The following is a 19,176-nucleotide window of genomic DNA, read 5'->3' as shown; positions in this document are numbered from 1 at the left end:
CGGAGGTCGATTCGATGCCGAGGCGAGCGGTGAACGGGCTGTCGCTGCACGTGCAGCAGGCCGGGGCGGGGCCGGACGTCATCCTGATCCACGGGGTGACCGGGGACCTGTCGATCTGGTTCCTCTGCCGGGCAATGCAGGAGCTGGCCGGGGGCAGGAGGGTGACGGCGTTCGATCTGCGAGGGCACGGGTACAGCGACGTGCCCCCGTCCGGGTACACCTCGGCCGACCACGCGGGGGACGTGATCGCGCTGATGGACGAGATCGGGGCGGAACGGGGGGTGCTCGTCGGCCACAGCTTCGGGGCCGTGATCGCGGCGCACGCGGCGGTGCTCGCGCCTGACCGGGTGGAGGGGATCGTCCTCTCCGACCCGTACTTCCCCGCCCTGCGGCACCTGGAGGACCTGAGCCGATGGGGCCACTGGCAGAACTTCCGGAGGGAGGCCGAGGGGGCGGGGGTCCTGCTCTCGGATGAATACTGGTATGACCTCGGCAAGTTCTTCGACCAGGTTTCCCACCTGGACGAGGAGGGGATGCTCCGCTTTCGGAGGGCCGTCGGCCTGCCGGCCACGGAGCGGCTGCTCCGCCTCTGCCGGACGACCTGCGGCGACGACTCGAAGGCCGACGCCGGGCTGACGGCCGACCGGATCGCGTCGATCTCGGCGCCGGTGCTGGCCCTGTACGGGGAGGCGTCGCCGTTCCTGGCCACGGCCGAGTACCTGGCCGACCACCTGCCGGATTGCCGGAGGGTGCTGGTGCCCGGGGCGCAGCACCGGGCACCGGAGGAGAATCCGTCGGCGTTCCTGGCGGCGATCCGATCGTTCCTGGACGAGGTGACTGCCGCCGGGGAAGTGGGGGTCGGCCGATGAGGTCTCCCGGCGTGATCTTGCTGACGGGGGCCGGCAACGGCATCGGCCGGGCGACGGCGATCGCCCTGGCGAGGCGGGGGGACCGGCTCGGCCTGATCGATCGGGATGAACGGGCGTTGGCATCGGTCGTCGAGGAGTTGAGGTCGCATCGCGATGCGATCGCGCCCCGATCCGCCGACGTGACCGACCTCTCCGCGATGCGGGGGGCGGCGTCGGAGATCGAGGAGGTGCTTGGGCCGGTGTCGGTGCTGGTGGCATGCGCGGGGGTGGGGGGCCTGACGCTCCTGCCGGACCTGGACCCGGGGGCGCTCCGGGCGATGCTCGACGTGAACGTGGTGGGGGTGGCGAACGCGATCGACGCGGTCTTGCCGGGCATGATCGCCCGGGGGGCGGGGCACATCGTCGGCGTCTCCAGCGTGGCCGGATACCGGGGGATGCCGTGGATGGCGGCGTATTCGGCGTCGAAGGCGGCGCTGACGACCTACCTGGAGGGCCTGCGGCCGGCGCTCAAGCGCCGGGGGATCGGCGTGACCACCGTCTACCCCGGGTTCGTGAGGACGGCGATGACCGAGGGGACGCCGTTCCGCCGGCCGGTTTCCATGATGGAGCCCGAGCAGGCGGCCCGGCATCTCATCCGGGCAATCGACCGTCGGCCCCGGGACTCGACCTTCCCGATGGGCACGGCCCTGGGCATGGGGCTGCTCCGGCGGATGCCGAACCGCCTCTACGACCAGATGATGGACCGGGCCGGGCCCGAGGCGCTCACGGTCGAGTTCTGAGATCGCCGGCCCGAGCATCGAAGGAGCCGACCACGTGCCCCAGGTTTCTCCCCCGAGTACCGATCGACCGCCACCGCTCGGCGGCCTGCTGCGCTGCCTGGGCTGCCGGGGGGCGGTCGGTCCGTGCGGGTCCTGCGCCGGCTGCGGGCGGTCGTACCCCGAGCGGTGGGGGATCGTGGAGGCGATCGGGCCGCTGGTCGGCCGGGACCGGATCACCGAGGCGTTCTACGGCGGCCCGGCCTGGGAGCGGTTCCGGCCCTGGGAGCGGCGGTTCCTGGCGATCCAGGGCGGCAGCCGGAGGGCGAGGCGGCCGATCCTCCGGCACCTGCCGGGATCGGGGTCGAGCCGGCTGCTGGAGGTCGGCATCGGCGACGGGGACAACCTTGAATTCCTGCCCGGAGGATGGGAGGTGGTGGGGGTCGACCACTCGGGGGCCCGATTGGACGAATGCCTGCGCCGGTTCCCGTCGATGGCCGGTCGGCTGGCGAGGGCCCAGGCGTCCGAGCTGCCGTTCCCGGACGGGAGCTTCGACGCGAGCCTCTGCGTGGGAGGGTTCACCATGTTCGAGGACCACGAGCGGGCCCTCCGGGAGTTGCGTCGGGTGACCCGGCTGGGGGGGCCGGTCATCGTGGCCGACGAGCAGCCCTGGCTCTGCCGGATGGGGATCGGCCACCTGATCGGCGTGCCGAGGATCGACCGCTGGTGGTTGCGGGGGCTGGGGCTCGATCCCGAGTTCGTCGAGATGGTGTTCGCGCTGCCAAGAGACCTGCGCCCGGTCTTCCGGGACGTGCTGCCGGGGGCCGAGTGGCGCCGGATCTGGGGCGGGCTGGGCTATTGCGTCGTGGATCGGTGAACGATCGGGGCTCGAAGGAGGAACTCGTCATGTCCGCATCGATTGCAGGTAAAATTCCCGAGACGCTCGCCGACGTCTGGCGCTGCCTCTCCTGCGGGGGCGATGCCGAGGGGGATGGGGCCGGCGGGCCGATCGCCTGCCGGTCGTGCGGGGCCTCGTACCCGGTCCGGGACGGGATCGTGGTGGCCCGGGACGAGGCCTCGGACAACAACGAGGTGGCCCGGGCCTTCTACGACGGGCCGCTCTGGCCGAAGTTCCGCTTCTGGGAGTGGTTCACGTTCGTCAACCTGGGGGGCGAGCGTCGGGCGCGGTCGAAGGTGCTGCGACACCTGCCCGAGGGGGACGACCTGGCCCTGCTCGACGTGGCGATCGGCGACGGGGTGTACCTGCCCTGGCTGCCGGCGCGCTGGTCGGTCGTGGGGGTGGACGTGTCCGAGGTGCAGTTGCGGGCCTGCCGGGGGCGGTCGGGGGACCGGGCGCTCTCCCTGGTGCTCGGGCAGGCGGAGGAGCTGCCGGTGCGGGACGGTCGCTTCGACGCGGCCTTGAGCATCGGCGCGTTCAACTATTTCAATGATCCCGAGCGGGCGCTCCGGGAAATGGCCCGGGCCGTCAGGCCGGGGGGGACGATCGTGGTGTCGGACGAGGTGCCGGACCTGACCGACTACCTGCCCTTCCGCAGGATGGGGATGCCGGGGGTGGAGCGCTGGGTGGTGTCGAGGATGATGAACCTGGGCGACGACTTCGCGGCGATGGTGGAGCGGCACCGGAAGCTCGACGTGGAGGGGATCGCCCGGGGGGTGCTGCCGGGGTGCCGGTTCGAGCGGATTTGGAGGGGCATGGGGTACGTCTTCTCGGGACGGGTGCCGGGCTGATCGGCCGGCGTGGGACGGGGGCGGAGTGGCCGATGGGATATCTGCGGTTCATCGTTCGGAACCTGAGAGGCCGGCCGGCGCGGACGGCCCTCACGACGGTCGGCCTGGCGGTCGCGGTGTCGGCGGTCATGCTGCTCTCGGGGATCTCGATGGGCTTCGAGCGTGCGTTCCAGGCGATCTACCGGTCCCGGGGCATCGACCTGATCGTCGTCCGGGCGGGAATCAGCGACCAGCTCTCCAGCACGCTCGACGAGGGGATGGCGGGCGCGATCCGGCGGATCCCCGGGGTGGCCGAGCTGGCCCCCTCGCTGATGGACTCGGTCTCGTTCGAGGGGGCGAACCTCGTCAGCGTGCTGGCCAACGGCTGGGAGCCGGGCGGGCTCCTCATCGACGGGTTGACGATAGTCGATGGGAGGGGCCTGCGGGAGGGGGACGGGGCGGCCGTGCTGCTGGGGCGGGTGCTGGCCCTGAACCTGGGCAAAGGGGTGGGGGACCGGGTGGAGATCGCCGGGGAGCCGTTCGAAGTGGCGGGCGTCTATGAGAGCGAGAGCCTGTTCGAGAACGGTGGGCTGGTCATGCCGCTCGGGGAATTGCAGCGGATGATGGGGAGGCAGGGCCAGGTGACCGGGTTCGTCGTCGTGGCGAAGCCCGGGACGGACCCGGGGGCCCTGGGCCGGGAGATCGAGCGGAGGGTGGGGGGCGTGGCGGCGACCCCGGCCCGGGACTACGTGTCGGGGAACATCCAGCTCCGCCTGGCCCGGGCGATGGCGGCGGCGACGACCGGGATCGCGCTGCTGCTGGGGTCGGTCGGCCTGCTGAACACGATGGCGATGGCCGTGACGGAGCGGACCTCGGAGATCGGCCTGCTCCGCGCCCTGGGATGGCGGAGGAGCCGGATCGTCCTGCTCCTGATGGGGGAGGCGGCGGCGCTGGGACTGCTGGGGGTGCTCCTGGGGACGGCGCTCGCGTTCGGGGGGGCGAGGGCGGTGACCCTGTCGCCCACATCCCGCGGGTTCATCGACCCGAACCTGTCGCCGGTGGTGCTGGGGGTCGGCCTGGCGCTGGGGGTGGGGCTGACCCTGCTGGGGGGGCTGTACCCGGCGGTCCGGGCGTCCCGGCTGGAACCGACGGAGGCGCTCCGGCATGATTGAATCCCGATCGATGGGAGAGGGGCCGGGGGGCCCCCCCCTGCTCTGCGGCGAGGGTCTGACCCGGACCTACGAGGACGGGGGCGTCCGGGCGCTCCGGGGGGTGTCGATCGCCGTGGCGCCGGGGGAGTTCGTGGCGATCACGGGGCCCTCCGGGTGCGGCAAGAGCACCTTGCTGCACCTGCTGGGGGGGCTGGACCGGCCCTCCTCCGGGACGGTCTCGTACCGGGGCCGGCCGCTCGGGGAGCTGGACCTGGACGACTTCCGGGCGCGGGAGGTCGGGTTCGTCTTCCAGTCGTTCCACCTGATCCCGACCCTCGACGCGATGGAGAATGTGCAGGTGGCGATGATGGCCGGGGGCGTGCCCCGGGCGGAGCGGCCGGCTCGGGCCCGCCGGCTGCTGGAGGAGGTCGGGCTCTCGCACCGCCTCGGGCACGAGCCGAGGCGGCTTTCTATTGGCGAGCGCCAGCGCGTGGCGATCGCGCGGGCGTTGGCCAACGGGCCGTCGCTCCTGCTGGCCGACGAGCCGACCGGCAACCTCGACTCCGTCTCGGAGCGGGAGATCCTGGGCCTGCTGGCCAGGCTGAGGCGGGAGCGAGGGATCGTGCTGGTCGTCGTCACCCACAGCGCGGAGGTGGCGGGGGAGGCGACCCGGGAGGTGAGGCTGAGGGACGGGGTGATCGTCGAGCCTTGATCGGGCGAGGGCGGTCGGAGGCGTCGGGATCCCGTGGTCGAGGGCGGGCTGGACAGGGGATGGGCACGATGGGGACGGGCGACGATCGGGGCGGGAAAGCGGTGGTGATCACCGGGGCGTCGGCGGGGCTGGGGGCCCAGGTGGCGAGAGAGCGGGCGAGGCGTGGGGACCGCCTGGCCCTCGTGGCGAGGCGGGCCGATCGCCTGGGGAGGGTCGCCGACGAGGTCCGGGGGCTGGGGGGGACCGCGTTCTGCCTGGCGGAAGACCTGGCCGATCCGGAGGCCCCGGCCCGGGTGGTCGAGGCGGCCGTCGATCGGCTGGGGGGCCTGGATGTGCTGGTGAACAACGCGGGGATCGGCCTGCCGGACTACTTCGGCCGGTGCGAACCCGGGGCGATCCGGGCCCAGGTCGAGGTGAACCTGACGGCGCCGATGATGCTGGCGAGGCTGGCGATGCCGTATCTGGTCGAATCCAGGGGCGTCATCGTGAACATCGGTTCGGCGATCGTCGGCCTGGCCAGCCCGGTGCTCGGGGCCTACGGGACGACGAAGGCGGCCCTGTCGTACTGGTCGGACGCCCTGAGGAGGGAGGTGAGACACCGGGGCGTGCGGGTCTGCCTGGTCGAGTTGGGACCGGTGGAGACGGAGTTCTTCGAGGCCGTGGGGCGGCTCGGCGGCCGGGAGCGGGGGCTGCTGGGGAGGCCGCCGATGGGGTCGGTCTACAACGCGATGCGGGACCGGCCGCCGGGGGCGATGACCATCCCGGTGGCTTCGGCGGCGAGACGGATCTCGGCGCTAATCGACGCACCCCGGGCCCGGGCGGCGGTGCCCCGTCGGTTGGTCTGGCCGGTCCGGGTGATGGGGGCGTTCTTCGGGGCCTTCCCGTGGCTGGCGGACGTCTCGGTCTCGGCGATGATCCGGCGGGTCGAGCGCGAGCAGGCCGCCGCGCGGTCGACGGGCCCGGACGGGGGGGAGCCGGCCGGCCGCTGATCGGTCGGATCCCCGGCCGGTCCTCGATCCGGGGGAGGCGGGGCGTTGCCCGCCCCGGTATGGTTCCAGGGATGCTCGGGGGGCCGAACCGGAGGAGGGGTGCGGTGCGAAGCCGGATGATCGAGGCGGCTCGGGGCGGCGAGCGTTGGGATGTCGTGGTCGTCGGCGGCGGGGCGACGGGCCTGGGGACGGCGGTCGACGCGGCGGCCCGGGGGTATCGGACGCTGCTGGTCGAGGCGAGGGACTTCGCGCAGGGGACCTCCAGCCGGAGCACGAAGCTCGTCCACGGCGGGGTCCGCTACCTGGCCCGCGGCCAGGTGGGGCTGGTCCACGAGGCGCTCCGAGAGCGGGGGCTCCTGAGGGCCAACGCGCCGCACCTGGTCCGGAGCCGGGAATTCCTGGTGCCGTCGTATCGACGGTTCGAGCTGCTCAAATATGGCATCGGCCTGAAAGCATATGACTTGCTCGCCGGGGACCGGGGATTCGGGGCGTCGAGGCGGGTCGGGGCCGGGGAGGCGACCGGGCTGGTGCCGACGCTCAAGGGGGACGGGCTGCTCGGCGGCATCGCCTACCGGGACGGCCAGTTCGACGACGCCCGTCTGGCGATCGCGCTCTTGAGGACGTTCGTCGACCTGGGGGGGATCGCCCTGAATCGGGCCCCGGTGGTCGGGGTGGTCCGTGAGGGGGGCCGGGTGGTGGGGGTGGAGGCGATCGACGAGGAGTCGGGGGGACTGCTGCGGGTGGAGGCCCGGGTCGTGGTCAACGCGGGAGGGGTCTTCGCCGACGAGGTGAGGCGGCTGGAGGATCCCGGGACCCCGTCCCTGATCCGGGCGAGTCGGGGGTCGCACCTGGTCCTCGACCGCTCGGTGCTGCCGGGGGAAGCGGCCCTGATGGTGCCGAAGACCGACGACGGCCGGGTGCTGTTCCTGATCCCCTGGCTGGGTCGGGTCCTCCTGGGGACGACGGACGTGGCCGTCGAGGGGACGCAGGTCGAGCCCCGCCCGTCGGCCGAGGAGGTGGCGTACCTGCTCGACCACGCCGGACGCTACCTCGCCCGGGCGCCGAGGAGGGACGAGGTGCGGAGCACCTTCGCCGGGCTGAGGCCGCTGCTCGGCCGGGGCGGCGGGCCGACCTCGAGGCTGTCTCGTGAACATGCCGTCATGACCTCGGGCGGGGGGATGGTCACGATCACCGGCGGCAAGTGGACGACCTACCGGGTGATGGCCGCCGACGCCGTGGACCGGGCCGCGACGGTCGGCGGGCTGCCGAAGCGACCGAGCACGACCGAGACGCTGAGGCTCCGGGGGGCGTCCGACGCGCCGGTCGGGGGCCCGCTGTCGGGCTACGGGGCCGACGCCCCCGAGGTGGAGGCGTTGCTCCGGTCCCGCCCCGGCTGGGACGGGCCGCTGCATCCGGACCTCCCCTACCGGGTCGGGGAGGTCGCCTGGGCGGCCCGGTTCGAGCTGGCCTGCCGGGTCGAGGACGTGCTCGCGAGGCGGACCCGGGCCCTGCTGCTGGACGCGAAGGCGACCGTCGAGGCCGCCCCCCGGGTCGCCGAGATCCTGGCCGGAGAACTGGGGAGGGACGACGCCTGGCGTCGGGAGGAGGTCCGGCGGTTCGAGGCGCTGGCCGAGGCCTACCTCGTCGGGCCGTCCTGAGATCCCCCCGCCGATCCGGACGTCCCGGATTCCCGGTGGCCCCGCCGGCGGTCGGCCGATAGGATCGGGATCCCTCCCGGTCGGGGTGGACGCGGGATCGACCGCTCGACAATTCGGCATCTCGGAGACGTGTCCATGGAGCCAACCAATCCTGAGCCCGTCGCGCGGGGAGTTTCGGATGTCGGTTCGACGCCGAAGGCGCCGGGGCGTCGGCTCGGGGCGTCGGCGGCGTCGGCGGGGCTGCTGGCCGGGCTGCTCGCCTGGGGTGTCGGGGAGGCGGCGAGGGTCGCCTTCGAGCCGGCCTTCCACATGAGCGACGAGCTGAGGGGCTCGATCCAGAGTTCCACAGCGGAAGTCTACCGCCAGAAGGAAGAACACACGACCCGGCAGGCCGTCGCCGGGTACGGCGCCCTGGCCGGCCTGCTCGGCCTGGGCCTGGGGCTGGCCGGGGGGCTCTCGGGGGGCTCCCGGTCCCGGGGGATGACCGCGGGGGCGCTGGGGATGGTGCTGGGGGGGCGGCCGGGGCGCTGGCGACCTTCGCGCTGTGCCGGGGGTTCCACGAGTCGTTCCGGGCGTCGAACGAGGCCTTCTCCAAGGACCTGCTCCGCCCGCTGATGATGCACGGCGGCATGTGGCTGCCCGCCGGGCTGTGCGGCGGGCTGGCGCTGGGGCTGGGGCTGGACGGGTGGCGTCGGGGGCTGCGGACGGCCCTCGGCGGTGTGCTGGGTGCGGCGGCCGCGGTCGCCGCGTACGAGATCGTCGCCGCCCTGGCGTTCCCGACGGCGAAGACCGCACACCCGGTGTCGATCGCGGTGGGGGCCCGGCTGCTGGCCTACCTGTCGGTGGCGCTGCTGGTGTCGGTCGTGGCGGCCTGGTCGGCGAGCAACCTGACGCTGTCGCGTCCCGGGGCCGACGGCCCCGGCTGATCGCCCCGGCCGTCGCCCCCGTCAACCGCATCGAGCCGGCCGGCGGCGCCCCCGGGTTGCCCGGCCATGCGCACCGGCGATCCGAGATATGATCGAGAAAAAGCGTGCGGGAAATCGGGACGCCCACTTGACTCGGGATCGGGAGCGGATAAAACAGACACCGCCCCTTCCGGCGTTCAGCTTCCCCATCTCGGACTGATCGGTCCAACGTATTGTGCGGAACGGGCCGTCATCAAGGTGACCGCCCTCGGCGTCGATGTTTGCGGTGCCCCGCGTCGGCGAGGCACGACTCGTGCGTTCGGGGCAAGCGATGGCTGCGATCGGGCGCGATCGAGTGCATCCGGGCAGTTGATCGGGCGGGGCCGCTCGGCCCGGGCTTCGGGTTCGGGATGCGCATTGCGGGGTCACCGATCGGGCGGACGGCGGGGCCCGATCGCCCGCCGGGGGGGAGGGTGCGCCCCGGTCGTCGGGGTGGGCGTATGTTTGCACATTTCGAACTCGCCTGGCATTGAGAGGGAGAGGATTCATGCGGCCGATCGTTCGCCCCCCGGTCGTCGTCAGGATCGGGCTCGTCGCGCTGGCCCTCGGATTCGGTGGGGGATGCGGCGGCGAGCCGAACGACCCGGGGATCGAGGACATGGAATCCAAGGTGGCCCCCGACGCGCCGACCAACATGGGGGAGTTCTACGAGCAGCAGAAGCAGATGCAGGGCGGCGCGGCCGCGCCCTCGTCCTGAGCGGCCCCCGGGCGTCCGGCCCGGCCGCGGCGGCCCCGTCCCCTCCCGCCCGGGCCGGCACGCGGGGGCGCCTCAGGGCGGGAGGGCCATGCATCGCGGTTTCGGGGGGCGGCGTGCCTCCCCGCCCGGGACTCGGGCATGATCCCGGTCCGGACCGTCCCATCACCCAATCGAACTCGAGGAACGCTCCCCATGATCCGCGCGCGGAGACGAGGGTTCACGCTGATCGAGCTGCTGGTGGTGATCGCCATCATCGGCGTCCTGATCGCCCTGCTGCTGCCGGCCGTCCAGTCGGCCCGCGAAGCCGCCCGGCGGGCGCAGTGCACCAACAACCTCAAGCAGCTCGGCCTGGCGATGGCCAATTACGAGTCGACCAACGGCTCGCTGCCGCCGACGATGGTGATGTATGCGCCGAGCACCATCTCGGGCACCGACAACGCCGGGCAGCAATGGTCGGTCCACTCCCGGCTGCTGCCGTTCATCGAGCAGACGGCGATCTACAACACGATCAACTTCAACTTCGGCGAGCGCTGGGGCGGCGGCGCCGACGTGGTGGTCGGCTGGAACGGCTCGACGGCCAACGGGTCGTACTGGTCGCTGGCCAACGCCTCGGCCATCGCCAACCAGATCAACTCCTTCCTCTGCCCCTCGGACGAGGGGGTCGGCAACCTGACCGGGATCGCCTTCTTCCCCGGCGGGCCGCTCCAGCTGATCGGCGGGTTCAGCTACCCGTTCAACGTCGGCACCAACCCCTACTCCGGCGCCGCCGCCGGGCGGCTGACCGGCCCGGCGTACTTCCCGGCCATGGGCCAGTGGCCCGGCCGCCCGGCCCTCCTCAATGGGCTGAACGCCGAGCGGACGATTACCATCGCCTCGTTCCGGGACGGCACCAGCAACACCTCGACCTTCAGCGAGTGGGTCAAGGGGGACGGCCTGGATCCGGCGGTGTCGGCCGACGGCCTGCTCCAGGTCTACACCTCGCCCACGGCGCCGAACGCCTACGCCGGCCAGCTCAACCAGGACATCCTGCAGGGGAACGACTGCTTCCAGCAGGGCCTGACGAAGAACTGGACGTGGAAGGGGGACTGGTGGCCGTCGGGCCAGTCGTGCACCTATTCGCACACCCAGACCCCCAACCGCCGGTCCTGCTATTATCCGGGGATCGGCCAGCCCTCCTCGGCGGCGCTGAACGTGCTGGCGGCCAGCTCGCACCACCCCGGCGGCGTGAACGTGCTGTTCATGGACGGCACGGTCCGCTTCGTCAAGAGCACGGTCAACGGCGTGACCTGGGCCGCCCTGGGTACGGTGGCCGGCGGCGAGGTGGTCAGCGCCGACCAGTTCTGATCCGGATCGGGCCGGGCAGGGCGGGCGGGCCACCTCCCGGCCCACTCGCCCCGTCCCCCGAGGGGGCCCCGCATCCGGGGGCCCCTCGGCCCGACCGTATGAGGCATCGAGGCGACTGATGCGAAGGCGAGCCGTCATCGCCCTGGCCGCGCTGTCGGGGATCGCCCTGGCGGCTCCCGCGTCGGTCCTGGTGATCCGGGAGCGGGGCCGAGTCGAATCCCTCCGGCCGGCCGAGTCGGCCTACGCCGAGCATCGGTATGCCGACGCCCACCGCTCGGCCATCGTCCACCTCCGGCGGTGGCCCGACGACCGGCAGGCCTTGCTGGTCGCCGCCCGGAGCCTCGGCCGGATGGGCGCGGCCGACCGCGCCGGGCCCCTCTTCGAGAAGGCCGGCGGGCCGTATACGATCGAGGACCTGCACGCCAGGGCCGACGGGCTGGTCGCCGCCGGGCGGCGGGCCGAGGCGGCCTCGGCCTACCGGGGGCTGCTCGACCGGGAGCCCGACGACGTGCTCGCGCTGCGCCGCCTGGCGGCCCTGGAGATCGCGGCCGACCGCGTCCGGGAGGCGTCCCGACTGGCCGATCGGCTGGCGGCGATCCCGAAGGGGGCGGTCATCGGCCACACGCTCAGGGGGGTGATCGCCTACAACGGGGGGACCTTCGAGGAGGCGGCTTCGGCCTTCTCCCGGGTCCTGGAGCTGGATCCGGACCTGGAGCAAATGCCGCTCGACCCCCCCCAGATGTTCTGGGGCTACCTGGCCCACAGCCTGCTGAACCTCGGCCGGGCGGCCGACGCCCGGGCCCACCTGCTCCGGGCCCTGGAGCGGCACCCCGGGGACGCCGGGTTCATGGACCAGCTCGCCCGGACGTATGAGAAGGAGGGCCGGATGGACGAGGCCGCCCGATGCTGGCGACGCGCCGCCGAGTGGGACCCGAACATGCCGAGCCCCTGGCTGAACCTCGGCCGCATGACGCTGATCGCCGGCGACCCGGCCGAGGCGGTCCCTTTGCTCGAACGGGCCGCCGAACTCGCCCCGGAGGCCCCGGAGCCCTGCTACAGCCTGAGCCTTGCCCTCCGCCGGCTCGGCCGGGTCGAGGAGGCCGACCGCCTCCGACTCGAGGCCGACCGCCTGAAGGACCCCGACCCACCCCAGGCCCCGTGACTCCCGAGACGATGCCGATACCCCAAGGGATGATGATCGCGGCACCTCGGTCGTGGTCGGCCGCCTCCGCGATCGTCCTCAACCTGTCCGCCCTCGCCCTGCTCGCCCCCGCGCCGGGCTGCCGGCCGGGAGCCGGGGCGGGCCCGGCCCCCGGGCCCTCCCCGGCGGCGACCGCCGCCCCGTCGCCACCCCGCCCGGCGACCGCCGCCCCGGGATCGGGCATGGGGTCGACCTCGGTCAACCTGCCGAGGCTCCCCGAGTTCGAGCCCCCCGCCGAGGGGGCCGGGACCATCCGGTTCCGGGACGCCACCGAGGGCTCCGGCGTCGACTTCGTCCACCGATCCGGCAACAGCCCCGAGAAGCATTTCCCCACCGCCAACGGCAGCGGCGTCGCCCTGATCGACTTCGACGGCGACGGCCGGCTCGACCTCTACTTCGCCACCACCCGGGAGCTACCGCTCGACGCCCCCTCGGCCTCGGCGGGCAACCGCCTCTACCGAAATCTCGGCGGCGGCCGGTTCGAGGACGCCACCGGGGCCGCCGGGGTCGGCTACAATGGCTTCTGCCACGGCGCCGTGGTCGGGGACTTCGACGGAAACACGCATCCCGACCTCTACCTCGCCAACCTCGGGCCGAACGTGCTCTACCTGAACAACGGCGACGGCACCTTCCGGGATTCGAGCGCGGGCTCGGGGGCCGACCTCGACGCCTGGAACTCCGGCTCCGCCGCGCTCGACTTCGACGGCGACGGCCACCTCGACCTCTACGTGACCGCCTACGGTCGCTGGTCCGAGGCCGACGCCGATCGCTATTGCGGCGACCAGGCCAAGGGGGTGCGGACGTATTGCTCGCCGCTCTCGATCACGCCGAGCCGCCACTTCCTGCTCCGGAACCGGGGGGACGGCACGTTCGAGGACGCCACCGAGTCGGCCGGGATCTTCCGGGAGGACGGCCGGGGCCTCGGGGTGGTGGCGGCGGACGTCGACGGCGACGACCTGGCCGACCTCTACGTCGCCAACGACCTCTGCCCCAACTTCCTCTTCCTGAACAAGGGGGACGGCACCTTTGAGGACGCCACCGAGCGGTCCGGCGCCTCCCGGTCCGAGTCCGGCTTCGACCAGGCCGGGATGGGCGTGGACGCCGAGGACGTGACCGGGGACGGCCAGCCCGAATTGCTGGTGACCAACTTCCGGGGGGACTCCAACACGCTCTACCGCAACCTCGGCGGCGGCCTCTTCCACGACGTCTCGGCCTGGGCCGGCATCGTCAACGACAGCATGCCCGAGGTCGGCTGGGCCTGCGGCCTGGCCGACCTGGATAACGACGGCCTCCCCGACATGGCCGCCTTCAACGGGCACGTGGATGATAACCTGCCGAGGCTCGGCCAGGACGTCCCCTACGCCGAGCCGTCGAAGGTCTGGCGGAACCTCGGCGACGGCCGATACCGCCTCGTCCGGGATCCGGGCCCGTTTTTCTCCATCGACCACGTCGCCCGGGGCGCTGCCTTCGGCGACCTGGACGACGACGGCGATTTGGACGTGGCCGTCAGCCGCATGGACGGCCCCCCGGCGCTGCTGCTCAACGAGTCGGACCCGGGGAACTGGATCCGGTTCGAGCTGGTCGGCCGGGGCGGCAGGCCGGTGGTGGGCGGCAGCGTCGAGGTCCACCTGGGGGGCCGGGCGATCCGCCGCCTGGCGAAGGGGGGCGGCAGCTACCTCTCGTCGAACGACCCGAGGATCCTGGTCGGCCTCGGCCCGGCCGAGGAGGTCGATCGGGCCGTGGTCCGCTGGCCGGGCGGGGGCACGACCGAGCTGTCGGGGCCCGAACTCGGCCGGACGCACCGGGTCGTCGAGGGGGACGAGCCTCCGGGGGGGCCCGACCCCGGGGCCGGGGGGCGGGCCGAATGACGGGTCGATCCCGGATCAGCCTGGCGGCGTCGGCGCTCGGCTGGACGATGCTCGCGGCGGGCATCGGCTGGGCCGGCTGGATGATGGTCCGCCCGGTCCCCTCGCTCGACGAGGCGGCGGCCCTGGCCACGGCGGGCGACTACGACGCGGCGGAAGCCCGGGTCGAGGTGCTCCTGAAGGCCCGGCCCGCCAGCTCCCCGGGCCACCTGCTCGCCGCCCAGGTCCTGCTCGACCGCCCCCCGCCCGAGGGGGACGACGCCGACCGCCTGCTGCTCGACCGTGCCGACCGGGCCGCCGGGCACCTCGACCGCGTCCGGCCCGAGGGGGGCGCGACGGCCGCCATCGTCGCCCTCTACCGGGGCAAGGCCGACTATTACCGCAAGCGGATGGCCCAGGCCGAGGCGCACTGGCTCGAGGCACTTCGGCTCGACCCGCAGGTGCCCGAGGCCGGGTGGTCGCTGCTCGACCTTTATTACCTCCAGGGGAGGGACGGGGAGGGGAGGGATCTCGCCCTCCGGCTCCACGGGGTGGAGCCCGACCGGCACGACCGCGTCCAGCTCCTGCTGGAACTGGTCCGGCAGGACGCGATGCCGCTGGCGCCGGGGGCGGTGGTGGAGCGGTTCCGCCCGGTCGTCGAGCGGCATCCCGACGACCTGCACTCGGCGATCGCGCTGGGGCTGGGCCTGGTCCGGGACAGCAAGGCCCCCGAGGGCCTGGAACTGCTCCGCCGGGAGGTCGAGCGCCGCCCCGAAAACCCCGACGCCTGGGACGCGCTGCTCACCGGGCTGGACGACGCCGGGGAGGTCGCCCTGATGGCCCGGACGATCGAGCAGCTCCCCCCCGGTCTGGCCGATTCCCCCGGATTCGCCCGCCACTTCGGCCGGATCGCGCAGGAGCGGGGCGACTGGGCCGCCTCGGCCGAGGCCTACCGCCGGGCGGTGGCGGACGACCCGGAGGACACCCGGCTGCGCTACCGCCTCGGCCGGGCCCTCCGCAACGCCGGGGACGTCGAGGGGGCCGACCGGCTCGACGCCCGGCTGGCGCGTTCCGAGGCGGCCTCGAAGGAGGTCCGGGACCTGTACGACCGGGCCAACGCCGAGGAGAACCTCGGCGACCCGGCCCTCGTCCCGCTCTACCGCACCATCGCCGACCAGCGGGAGCGGCTGGGGAGGCCCCGTGAGGCCCTCGCCTGGCACCGGCTCGTGCTGGAGGCCCGGCCCGACGACCCGGAGGGCCTGGCGGCGGTCGCCCGGCTCCGGGGTCAGGTCGACGGCGCCGAGACGATCGACGAAACCATCCAAGACGAACCCCCGTCCTCCTGATCCAGGCATCCCGCCGCCCCCCCGGGTCCGCCTCCCCCGGCGGCGGCCGCCCCCCGGGGCAGTGGGGGGCTGGCACCCCGTGTGTTGGGGTCGATTCGATGCGAACGAGCGAGACCTCCGTCATGAGTCGGTTGCTCCGGTCGCTCGGGCTCCTCCCGGTGTTCGTCTCGGTCGCGATGCTCGTCCCCGGCTGGTTCGGGCCCCCGGATCCTCCGGCCGATCCGACCGCGTCCCCCGACCCGGAGGCGTCGGGCCGGGTGCCCTGGACGTCGTCTCGGGTGGTCGGCTCTCCCGAGCCCCCCCGGCCCTACACCGTCGAGGTGGCGTTCCCGAAGCTGACCTTCGACCGGCCGCTGGAGCTGGCCTTCGTGCCCGGCACCGACCGCCTGGCCGTCGCGCAGTCCGGCGGCCGGGTCGTCACCTTCGCCAACGACCCGGGGGCCGATCGCGCCGACCTGTTGCTCGACCTCAAGGCCGTCGAGCCGAAATTCGCCGCGCTCTACGGCCTGGCCTTCCACCCCGACTTCGGGCGGAACGGGCGGTTCTACGCCTGCTACACGGTCGGCTACGCGATCGACGACGGCACGAGGGTCTCCGAGTTCCGGGTCGACCCCGACCGCCGGGATCCCCCCCGGGCCGACCCGGCCAGCGAGCGGATCCTCATCACCTGGTACGCCGGGGGCCACAACGGCGGCTCGCTCAAGTTCGGACCGAAGGATGGATATCTCTACATTTCCGCCGGGGACGGCGCCGACCCGACCCCGCCCGACCCGTTCCTCGCCGGGCAGGACCTGGGCACGCTGATGTCGAAGGTCATGCGGATCGACGTCGACGCGCAGGACCCCGGGCGGGCCTATCGGGTGCCGCCGGACAACCCGTTCGTCGGCCTGGAGGGGGCGCGTCCGGAAGTCTGGGCCTACGGCTTCCGCAACCCCTGGCGGATGGGCTTCGACCGCGAGTCGGGCGACCTGTGGCTCGGCGACGTGGGCTGGGAGCTCTGGGAGCTGGTCCACCGGGTCGAGGAGGGCGGCAACTACGGCTGGAGCCTGATGGAAGGCAGCCAGCCGGTCATGCCCGATGGGCCGAGGGGTCCCACCCCCATCTCTCCGCCGATCGTGCAGCACCCGCACTCCGAGGCGGCCTCGATGACCGGCGGGTTCGTCTACCGGGGCGATCGCTTCGAGGATCTCAAGGGGGCCTATGTCTACGGCGACTACCAGACCGGCACCGTCTGGGGCCTCCGGTACGACGGCGAGGCCGTCACCCGGCACGAGGTCCTGGCCGAGACGCCGCTCCGGCTGGTCGCCTTCGGCGAGGACCGGGCGGGCGAGCTATTCCTGCTCGACTACGAGCAGTCGAACACGGTCTACCGACTGGTGCCGAACCCCGACGCCTCGAAGTCCAACCGCCGGTTCCCCCGGACCCTGGGCGAGACCGGCCTGTTCGCCTCGGTCGAGGACCTGGTGCCGAGCCCCGGCGTGCTCCCCTACCGGATCAACGCGCCCTTCTGGGACGACGGCACCGAGGGCGACCGGTTGATGGCCCTGCCGGGGACCTCCCGGATCGGCTTCGAGCGGGAGAAGCTCTGGAAGTTCCCCGAGGGCTCGGTGCTGGCCCGGACGGTGACGATCGACCTGGGGGCCTCGGGCACCCGGAGGCTGGAGACGCAGATCCTCCACTTCGAGGACGGCAGCTGGCGTCCCTACTCCTACCGCTGGGACGATGAGCAGGCCGAGGCGACCCTGTCCCCCCCAGAGGGGGAGACGGTGGCCTTCTCGGTGGCCGATCCGGAGGTGCCCGGGGGCGAGCGGACGGTCACGCACCGGATCTCGGCGCGGTCGGAGTGCGTGCTCTGCCACAACCCCTGGGCCGGCGAGGGGCTGCTTTTCGGCCGGCAGTCGGCCACGCCGCTGACGGCCAACACCTTGCAGATGAACGTTCAGGAACTCGACGACGACGAGCCGATCGACCAGCTCCGCAGCTTCGAGCGGCTGGGCCTGTTCGACGGGCCGCTGCCCGAGTCTCCCGAGGCCTTACCCCGGCTGTCGAATCCGTACGACGAGTCAGCCGACCTGGCGTCGAGGGCCAGGTCCTACCTCCAGGTCAACTGCGCCCACTGCCACCGCTTCGGCGCCGGAGGCTCGGCGGCGATGTTCCTGACCGCCGACCGACCGATGCCCGAGACCGGCACGCTGGGGGTCCGGCCGATGCAGGGGGCCTTCGACCTCGACGACGCCCGGATCATCGACCCGGGCGACCCCTTCGGCTCGGTCCTCTACTTCCGGATGGCCAAGCTCGGCGCGGGCCGGATGCCCCGGGTCGGCCCGAAGCGGGTGGACGATCGGGGCGTGGACCTGATGTACCGCTGGATCGCCTCCCTGAAGGACGACGGGACGACCGGCCCCCCGGCCGACCCGTTCGGGCACCTGCCGGCCGAGGTGTCGGGGGCGATCGCCCGGCTCCGCGGCGAGGAGCCGATGCCGGTCGGGGCGTGCGCCGAGGCGTTCGAGCAGGCGACAGGCACCGTCCGGGGGGCCCTGGCGCTGGTGCGTCGGGTCGACGAGGGGAGCATCGCCGGGCCGGTGGCCGAGCGGCTCGTGGCGCTGTCGAGGGAGCACCCGAGGGCCGAGGTCCGGGACCTGTTCGAGCGGTTCGTGCCCGAGTCGGAGCGGGTCGAGCGGCTCGGCGACGCGATCGAGTTCGACGCCCTGCTCGCCCTGGCCGGGGACGCCGACCGGGGCCGGGTCGTCTTCTTCGGCAATTCCTCACAATGCCAGAACTGCCACCGGGTCGGCGGCGAGGGCCGGGTGGTCGGCCCGGACCTCGACGGCATCGGCGCGAAGTACCCCAAGCGGGAGCTGCTCGACCACATCGTCTCCCCGTCGAAGCAGGTCGACCCGCAATACGTCTCGTACATCCTGGAGACGACCACCGGGCTGATCCACTCGGGGGTGCTCGTCCAGGCGAACGACGACTTCGCCGAGCTGAAAGACGCCGAGGGGCTGTCGATCCGGGTCGAGGCCGGGGAGATCGAGCAGCTCGTCCCCCGGGCGGAGTCGCTGATGCCGGAGCGATTGCTCGGCTCGCTGACGGCGCAGGAGGCCGCCGACCTGCTGGAGTACCTCTCGACGTTGCGGGAGGTCGCCTCGCCCTGATCGATCGGATTGCCCCGGTGGAGGGAGCCATCCCGCCCCCCGAGCTCCCGTCGGTGATCCCCCGGAAGACCGGCTCGGGGCCGTTCGCCCAGCTCCTCGGGCCGCCACCGGGCCGAATCCGATCGGCCCCCGAAGCGGTCGGGGGATCGATCCATCCGGTCGGGGTCGACCGCCGGGGATGCGATCGGCCTTGGGGGAGGCCATCGGGGTGGGGAGTGGCGGGGATCAGGCGGGGCGGGGAGCAGGCGGGGGGATGGTCGGTCCCGGGGGCCTTGCGAGCGGTCCGAGCCGATCCGGGGGGATCGGGGGGGACCGCGTCGTCAGGCGACGCCGCCGCAGCAGGCCGAGGGCACGGCGCGTCGGAGCGGGTCGGGGTCCTGAGGCTCGACCGGGGCGATCAGCCCGGAGACCTCGGCCTCCAGGTGGTCGAACCACCGGGCGAGGTCGCCGCCGTCGGCGCCGTCCAGCAGCCGGCGGGACCGATGCAGCTCGTCGAGCAGGTCGAGCACCTCGTCCCGGTCCTCCGCTCGGCCCAGCCTGAGCACGCGGTACGCCCGCGAGGCGAGGCCTCGCACGGCGTCGGCCGGCGTGTCGGCCCGGCTCGGGAGGGGGGGATTCGGGGTCATGGGGAGAGTCCTTCGCACGTCCAACCGACCGGGCGCCGACCCCACGCGGGGAGGGCCGATCGATTCGTCTGAGTGACACCGCGACGTCCCGGGAGGTTCTGTCCCTCCCCTCAATCCGATCGGTCGCGGGCGAGCA

Annotated in this window: 17 protein-coding genes; 16 read left to right on the top strand and 1 reads right to left on the bottom strand. The window is 73.2% G+C overall.

The annotated features are described in order from the left end of the window. Positions 1–14 precede the first annotated feature (14 nt). From ElP_RS10965 to ElP_RS10885, 16 genes are all read left to right on the top strand, one after another. Positions 15–869 carry an alpha/beta fold hydrolase gene (locus tag ElP_RS10965; RefSeq protein ID WP_145269208.1) on the top strand — a complete coding sequence of 285 codons (855 nt, stop codon included), beginning with the start codon at positions 15–17 and terminating at the stop codon, positions 867–869. Positions 870–880: 11 nt separating this feature from the next. Beyond that, entirely contained in the window at positions 881–1,648 is a 768-nt protein-coding gene (locus ElP_RS10960; protein WP_231749656.1) for an SDR family NAD(P)-dependent oxidoreductase, read from the top strand. Between the two features lie 34 nt (positions 1,649–1,682). After that, on the top strand, positions 1,683–2,501 hold the full coding sequence (locus ElP_RS10955; RefSeq protein ID WP_197446886.1) for a class I SAM-dependent methyltransferase: 819 nt from the start codon (positions 1,683–1,685) through the stop codon (positions 2,499–2,501). A 29-nt stretch (positions 2,502–2,530) separates the two neighbouring features. Then, the gene (locus tag ElP_RS10950; RefSeq protein WP_145269202.1) at positions 2,531–3,373 is read left to right on the top strand and encodes a class I SAM-dependent methyltransferase; all 843 of its coding nucleotides are present in this window, start codon (positions 2,531–2,533) and stop codon (positions 3,371–3,373) included. A gap of 32 nt (positions 3,374–3,405) precedes the next feature. Beyond that, a complete protein-coding gene (locus ElP_RS10945; RefSeq protein WP_145269200.1) occupies positions 3,406–4,524 on the top strand; it encodes an ABC transporter permease in 1,119 nt (372 codons plus the stop codon). Next, entirely contained in the window at positions 4,517–5,215 is a 699-nt protein-coding gene (locus ElP_RS10940) for an ABC transporter ATP-binding protein (protein WP_231749655.1), read from the top strand. Before ElP_RS10945 ends, ElP_RS10940 begins: the two co-directional genes overlap by 8 nt. 68 nt (positions 5,216–5,283) lie before the next feature. Beyond that, positions 5,284–6,204 carry an SDR family NAD(P)-dependent oxidoreductase gene (locus ElP_RS10935; protein ID WP_145269198.1) on the top strand — a complete coding sequence of 307 codons (921 nt, stop codon included), beginning with the start codon at positions 5,284–5,286 and terminating at the stop codon, positions 6,202–6,204. Between the two features lie 104 nt (positions 6,205–6,308). Then, positions 6,309–7,862, top strand: a complete 1,554-nt coding sequence (locus tag ElP_RS10930) for a glycerol-3-phosphate dehydrogenase/oxidase (protein ID WP_197446885.1) — start codon at positions 6,309–6,311, stop codon at positions 7,860–7,862. Positions 7,863–7,997: 135 nt separating this feature from the next. Beyond that, on the top strand, positions 7,998–8,477 hold the full coding sequence (locus tag ElP_RS10925; RefSeq protein WP_145269196.1) for a hypothetical protein: 480 nt from the start codon (positions 7,998–8,000) through the stop codon (positions 8,475–8,477). Positions 8,478–8,491: 14 nt separating this feature from the next. Then, positions 8,492–8,788, top strand: a complete 297-nt coding sequence (locus ElP_RS10920; protein ID WP_145269194.1) for a hypothetical protein — start codon at positions 8,492–8,494, stop codon at positions 8,786–8,788. 526 nt (positions 8,789–9,314) lie between these two features. Further along, a complete protein-coding gene (locus ElP_RS10915) occupies positions 9,315–9,524 on the top strand; it encodes a hypothetical protein (RefSeq protein ID WP_145269192.1) in 210 nt (69 codons plus the stop codon). A 192-nt stretch (positions 9,525–9,716) separates the two neighbouring features. Further along, positions 9,717–10,868 carry a DUF1559 domain-containing protein gene (locus ElP_RS10905; protein WP_145269188.1) on the top strand — a complete coding sequence of 384 codons (1,152 nt, stop codon included), beginning with the start codon at positions 9,717–9,719 and terminating at the stop codon, positions 10,866–10,868. 118 nt (positions 10,869–10,986) lie between these two features. After that, positions 10,987–12,030: a tetratricopeptide repeat protein gene (locus tag ElP_RS10900; RefSeq protein ID WP_145269186.1), complete on the top strand. Its 1,044-nt coding sequence runs from the start codon at positions 10,987–10,989 to the stop codon at positions 12,028–12,030. A gap of 11 nt (positions 12,031–12,041) precedes the next feature. Continuing rightward, positions 12,042–13,937, top strand: a complete 1,896-nt coding sequence (locus tag ElP_RS10895) for a CRTAC1 family protein (RefSeq protein ID WP_145269185.1) — start codon at positions 12,042–12,044, stop codon at positions 13,935–13,937. Then, complete coding sequence (locus ElP_RS10890) at positions 13,934–15,259, top strand: tetratricopeptide repeat protein (protein WP_145269183.1); 1,326 nt, start codon at positions 13,934–13,936, stop codon at positions 15,257–15,259. The genes ElP_RS10895 and ElP_RS10890 overlap by 4 nt, the downstream gene beginning before the upstream one ends. 122 nt (positions 15,260–15,381) lie before the next feature. Continuing rightward, on the top strand, positions 15,382–18,414 hold the full coding sequence (locus ElP_RS10885; RefSeq protein ID WP_197446884.1) for a PQQ-dependent sugar dehydrogenase: 3,033 nt from the start codon (positions 15,382–15,384) through the stop codon (positions 18,412–18,414). Between the two features lie 320 nt (positions 18,415–18,734). Here the strand turns inward: ElP_RS10885 and ElP_RS10880 are convergent, their stop codons facing one another. Further along, positions 18,735–19,040, bottom strand: a complete 306-nt coding sequence (locus ElP_RS10880; RefSeq protein WP_145269179.1) for a hypothetical protein — start codon at positions 19,038–19,040, stop codon at positions 18,735–18,737. Positions 19,041–19,176: the final 136 nt, after the last annotated feature.

It is taken from the genome of Tautonia plasticadhaerens (genome assembly GCF_007752535.1).
Lineage (GTDB): Bacteria > Planctomycetota > Planctomycetia > Isosphaerales > Isosphaeraceae > Tautonia > Tautonia plasticadhaerens.
Note: the sequence above shows the minus strand (reverse complement) of the source record. Positions and strands in the feature narration are given on the sequence as shown.

Coding starts and splice junctions, on each gene's coding strand:
- ElP_RS10925 (WP_145269196.1), top strand. CDS start 7,998: ATGGAGCCAACCAATCCTGAGCCCGTCGCGCGGGGAGTTTCGGATGTC.
- ElP_RS10915 (WP_145269192.1), top strand. CDS start 9,315: ATGCGGCCGATCGTTCGCCCCCCGGTCGTCGTCAGGATCGGGCTCGTC.
- ElP_RS10895 (WP_145269185.1), top strand. CDS start 12,042: ATGCCGATACCCCAAGGGATGATGATCGCGGCACCTCGGTCGTGGTCG.
- ElP_RS10890 (WP_145269183.1), top strand. CDS start 13,934: ATGACGGGTCGATCCCGGATCAGCCTGGCGGCGTCGGCGCTCGGCTGG.
- ElP_RS10900 (WP_145269186.1), top strand. CDS start 10,987: ATGCGAAGGCGAGCCGTCATCGCCCTGGCCGCGCTGTCGGGGATCGCC.
- ElP_RS10935 (WP_145269198.1), top strand. CDS start 5,284: ATGGGGACGGGCGACGATCGGGGCGGGAAAGCGGTGGTGATCACCGGG.
- ElP_RS10885 (WP_197446884.1), top strand. CDS start 15,382: ATGAGTCGGTTGCTCCGGTCGCTCGGGCTCCTCCCGGTGTTCGTCTCG.
- ElP_RS10880 (WP_145269179.1), bottom strand. CDS start 19,040: ATGACCCCGAATCCCCCCCTCCCGAGCCGGGCCGACACGCCGGCCGAC.
- ElP_RS10905 (WP_145269188.1), top strand. CDS start 9,717: ATGATCCGCGCGCGGAGACGAGGGTTCACGCTGATCGAGCTGCTGGTG.
- ElP_RS10945 (WP_145269200.1), top strand. CDS start 3,406: ATGGGATATCTGCGGTTCATCGTTCGGAACCTGAGAGGCCGGCCGGCG.
- ElP_RS10965 (WP_145269208.1), top strand. CDS start 15: ATGCCGAGGCGAGCGGTGAACGGGCTGTCGCTGCACGTGCAGCAGGCC.
- ElP_RS10940 (WP_231749655.1), top strand. CDS start 4,517: ATGATTGAATCCCGATCGATGGGAGAGGGGCCGGGGGGCCCCCCCCTG.
- ElP_RS10950 (WP_145269202.1), top strand. CDS start 2,531: ATGTCCGCATCGATTGCAGGTAAAATTCCCGAGACGCTCGCCGACGTC.
- ElP_RS10920 (WP_145269194.1), top strand. CDS start 8,492: ATGTGGCTGCCCGCCGGGCTGTGCGGCGGGCTGGCGCTGGGGCTGGGG.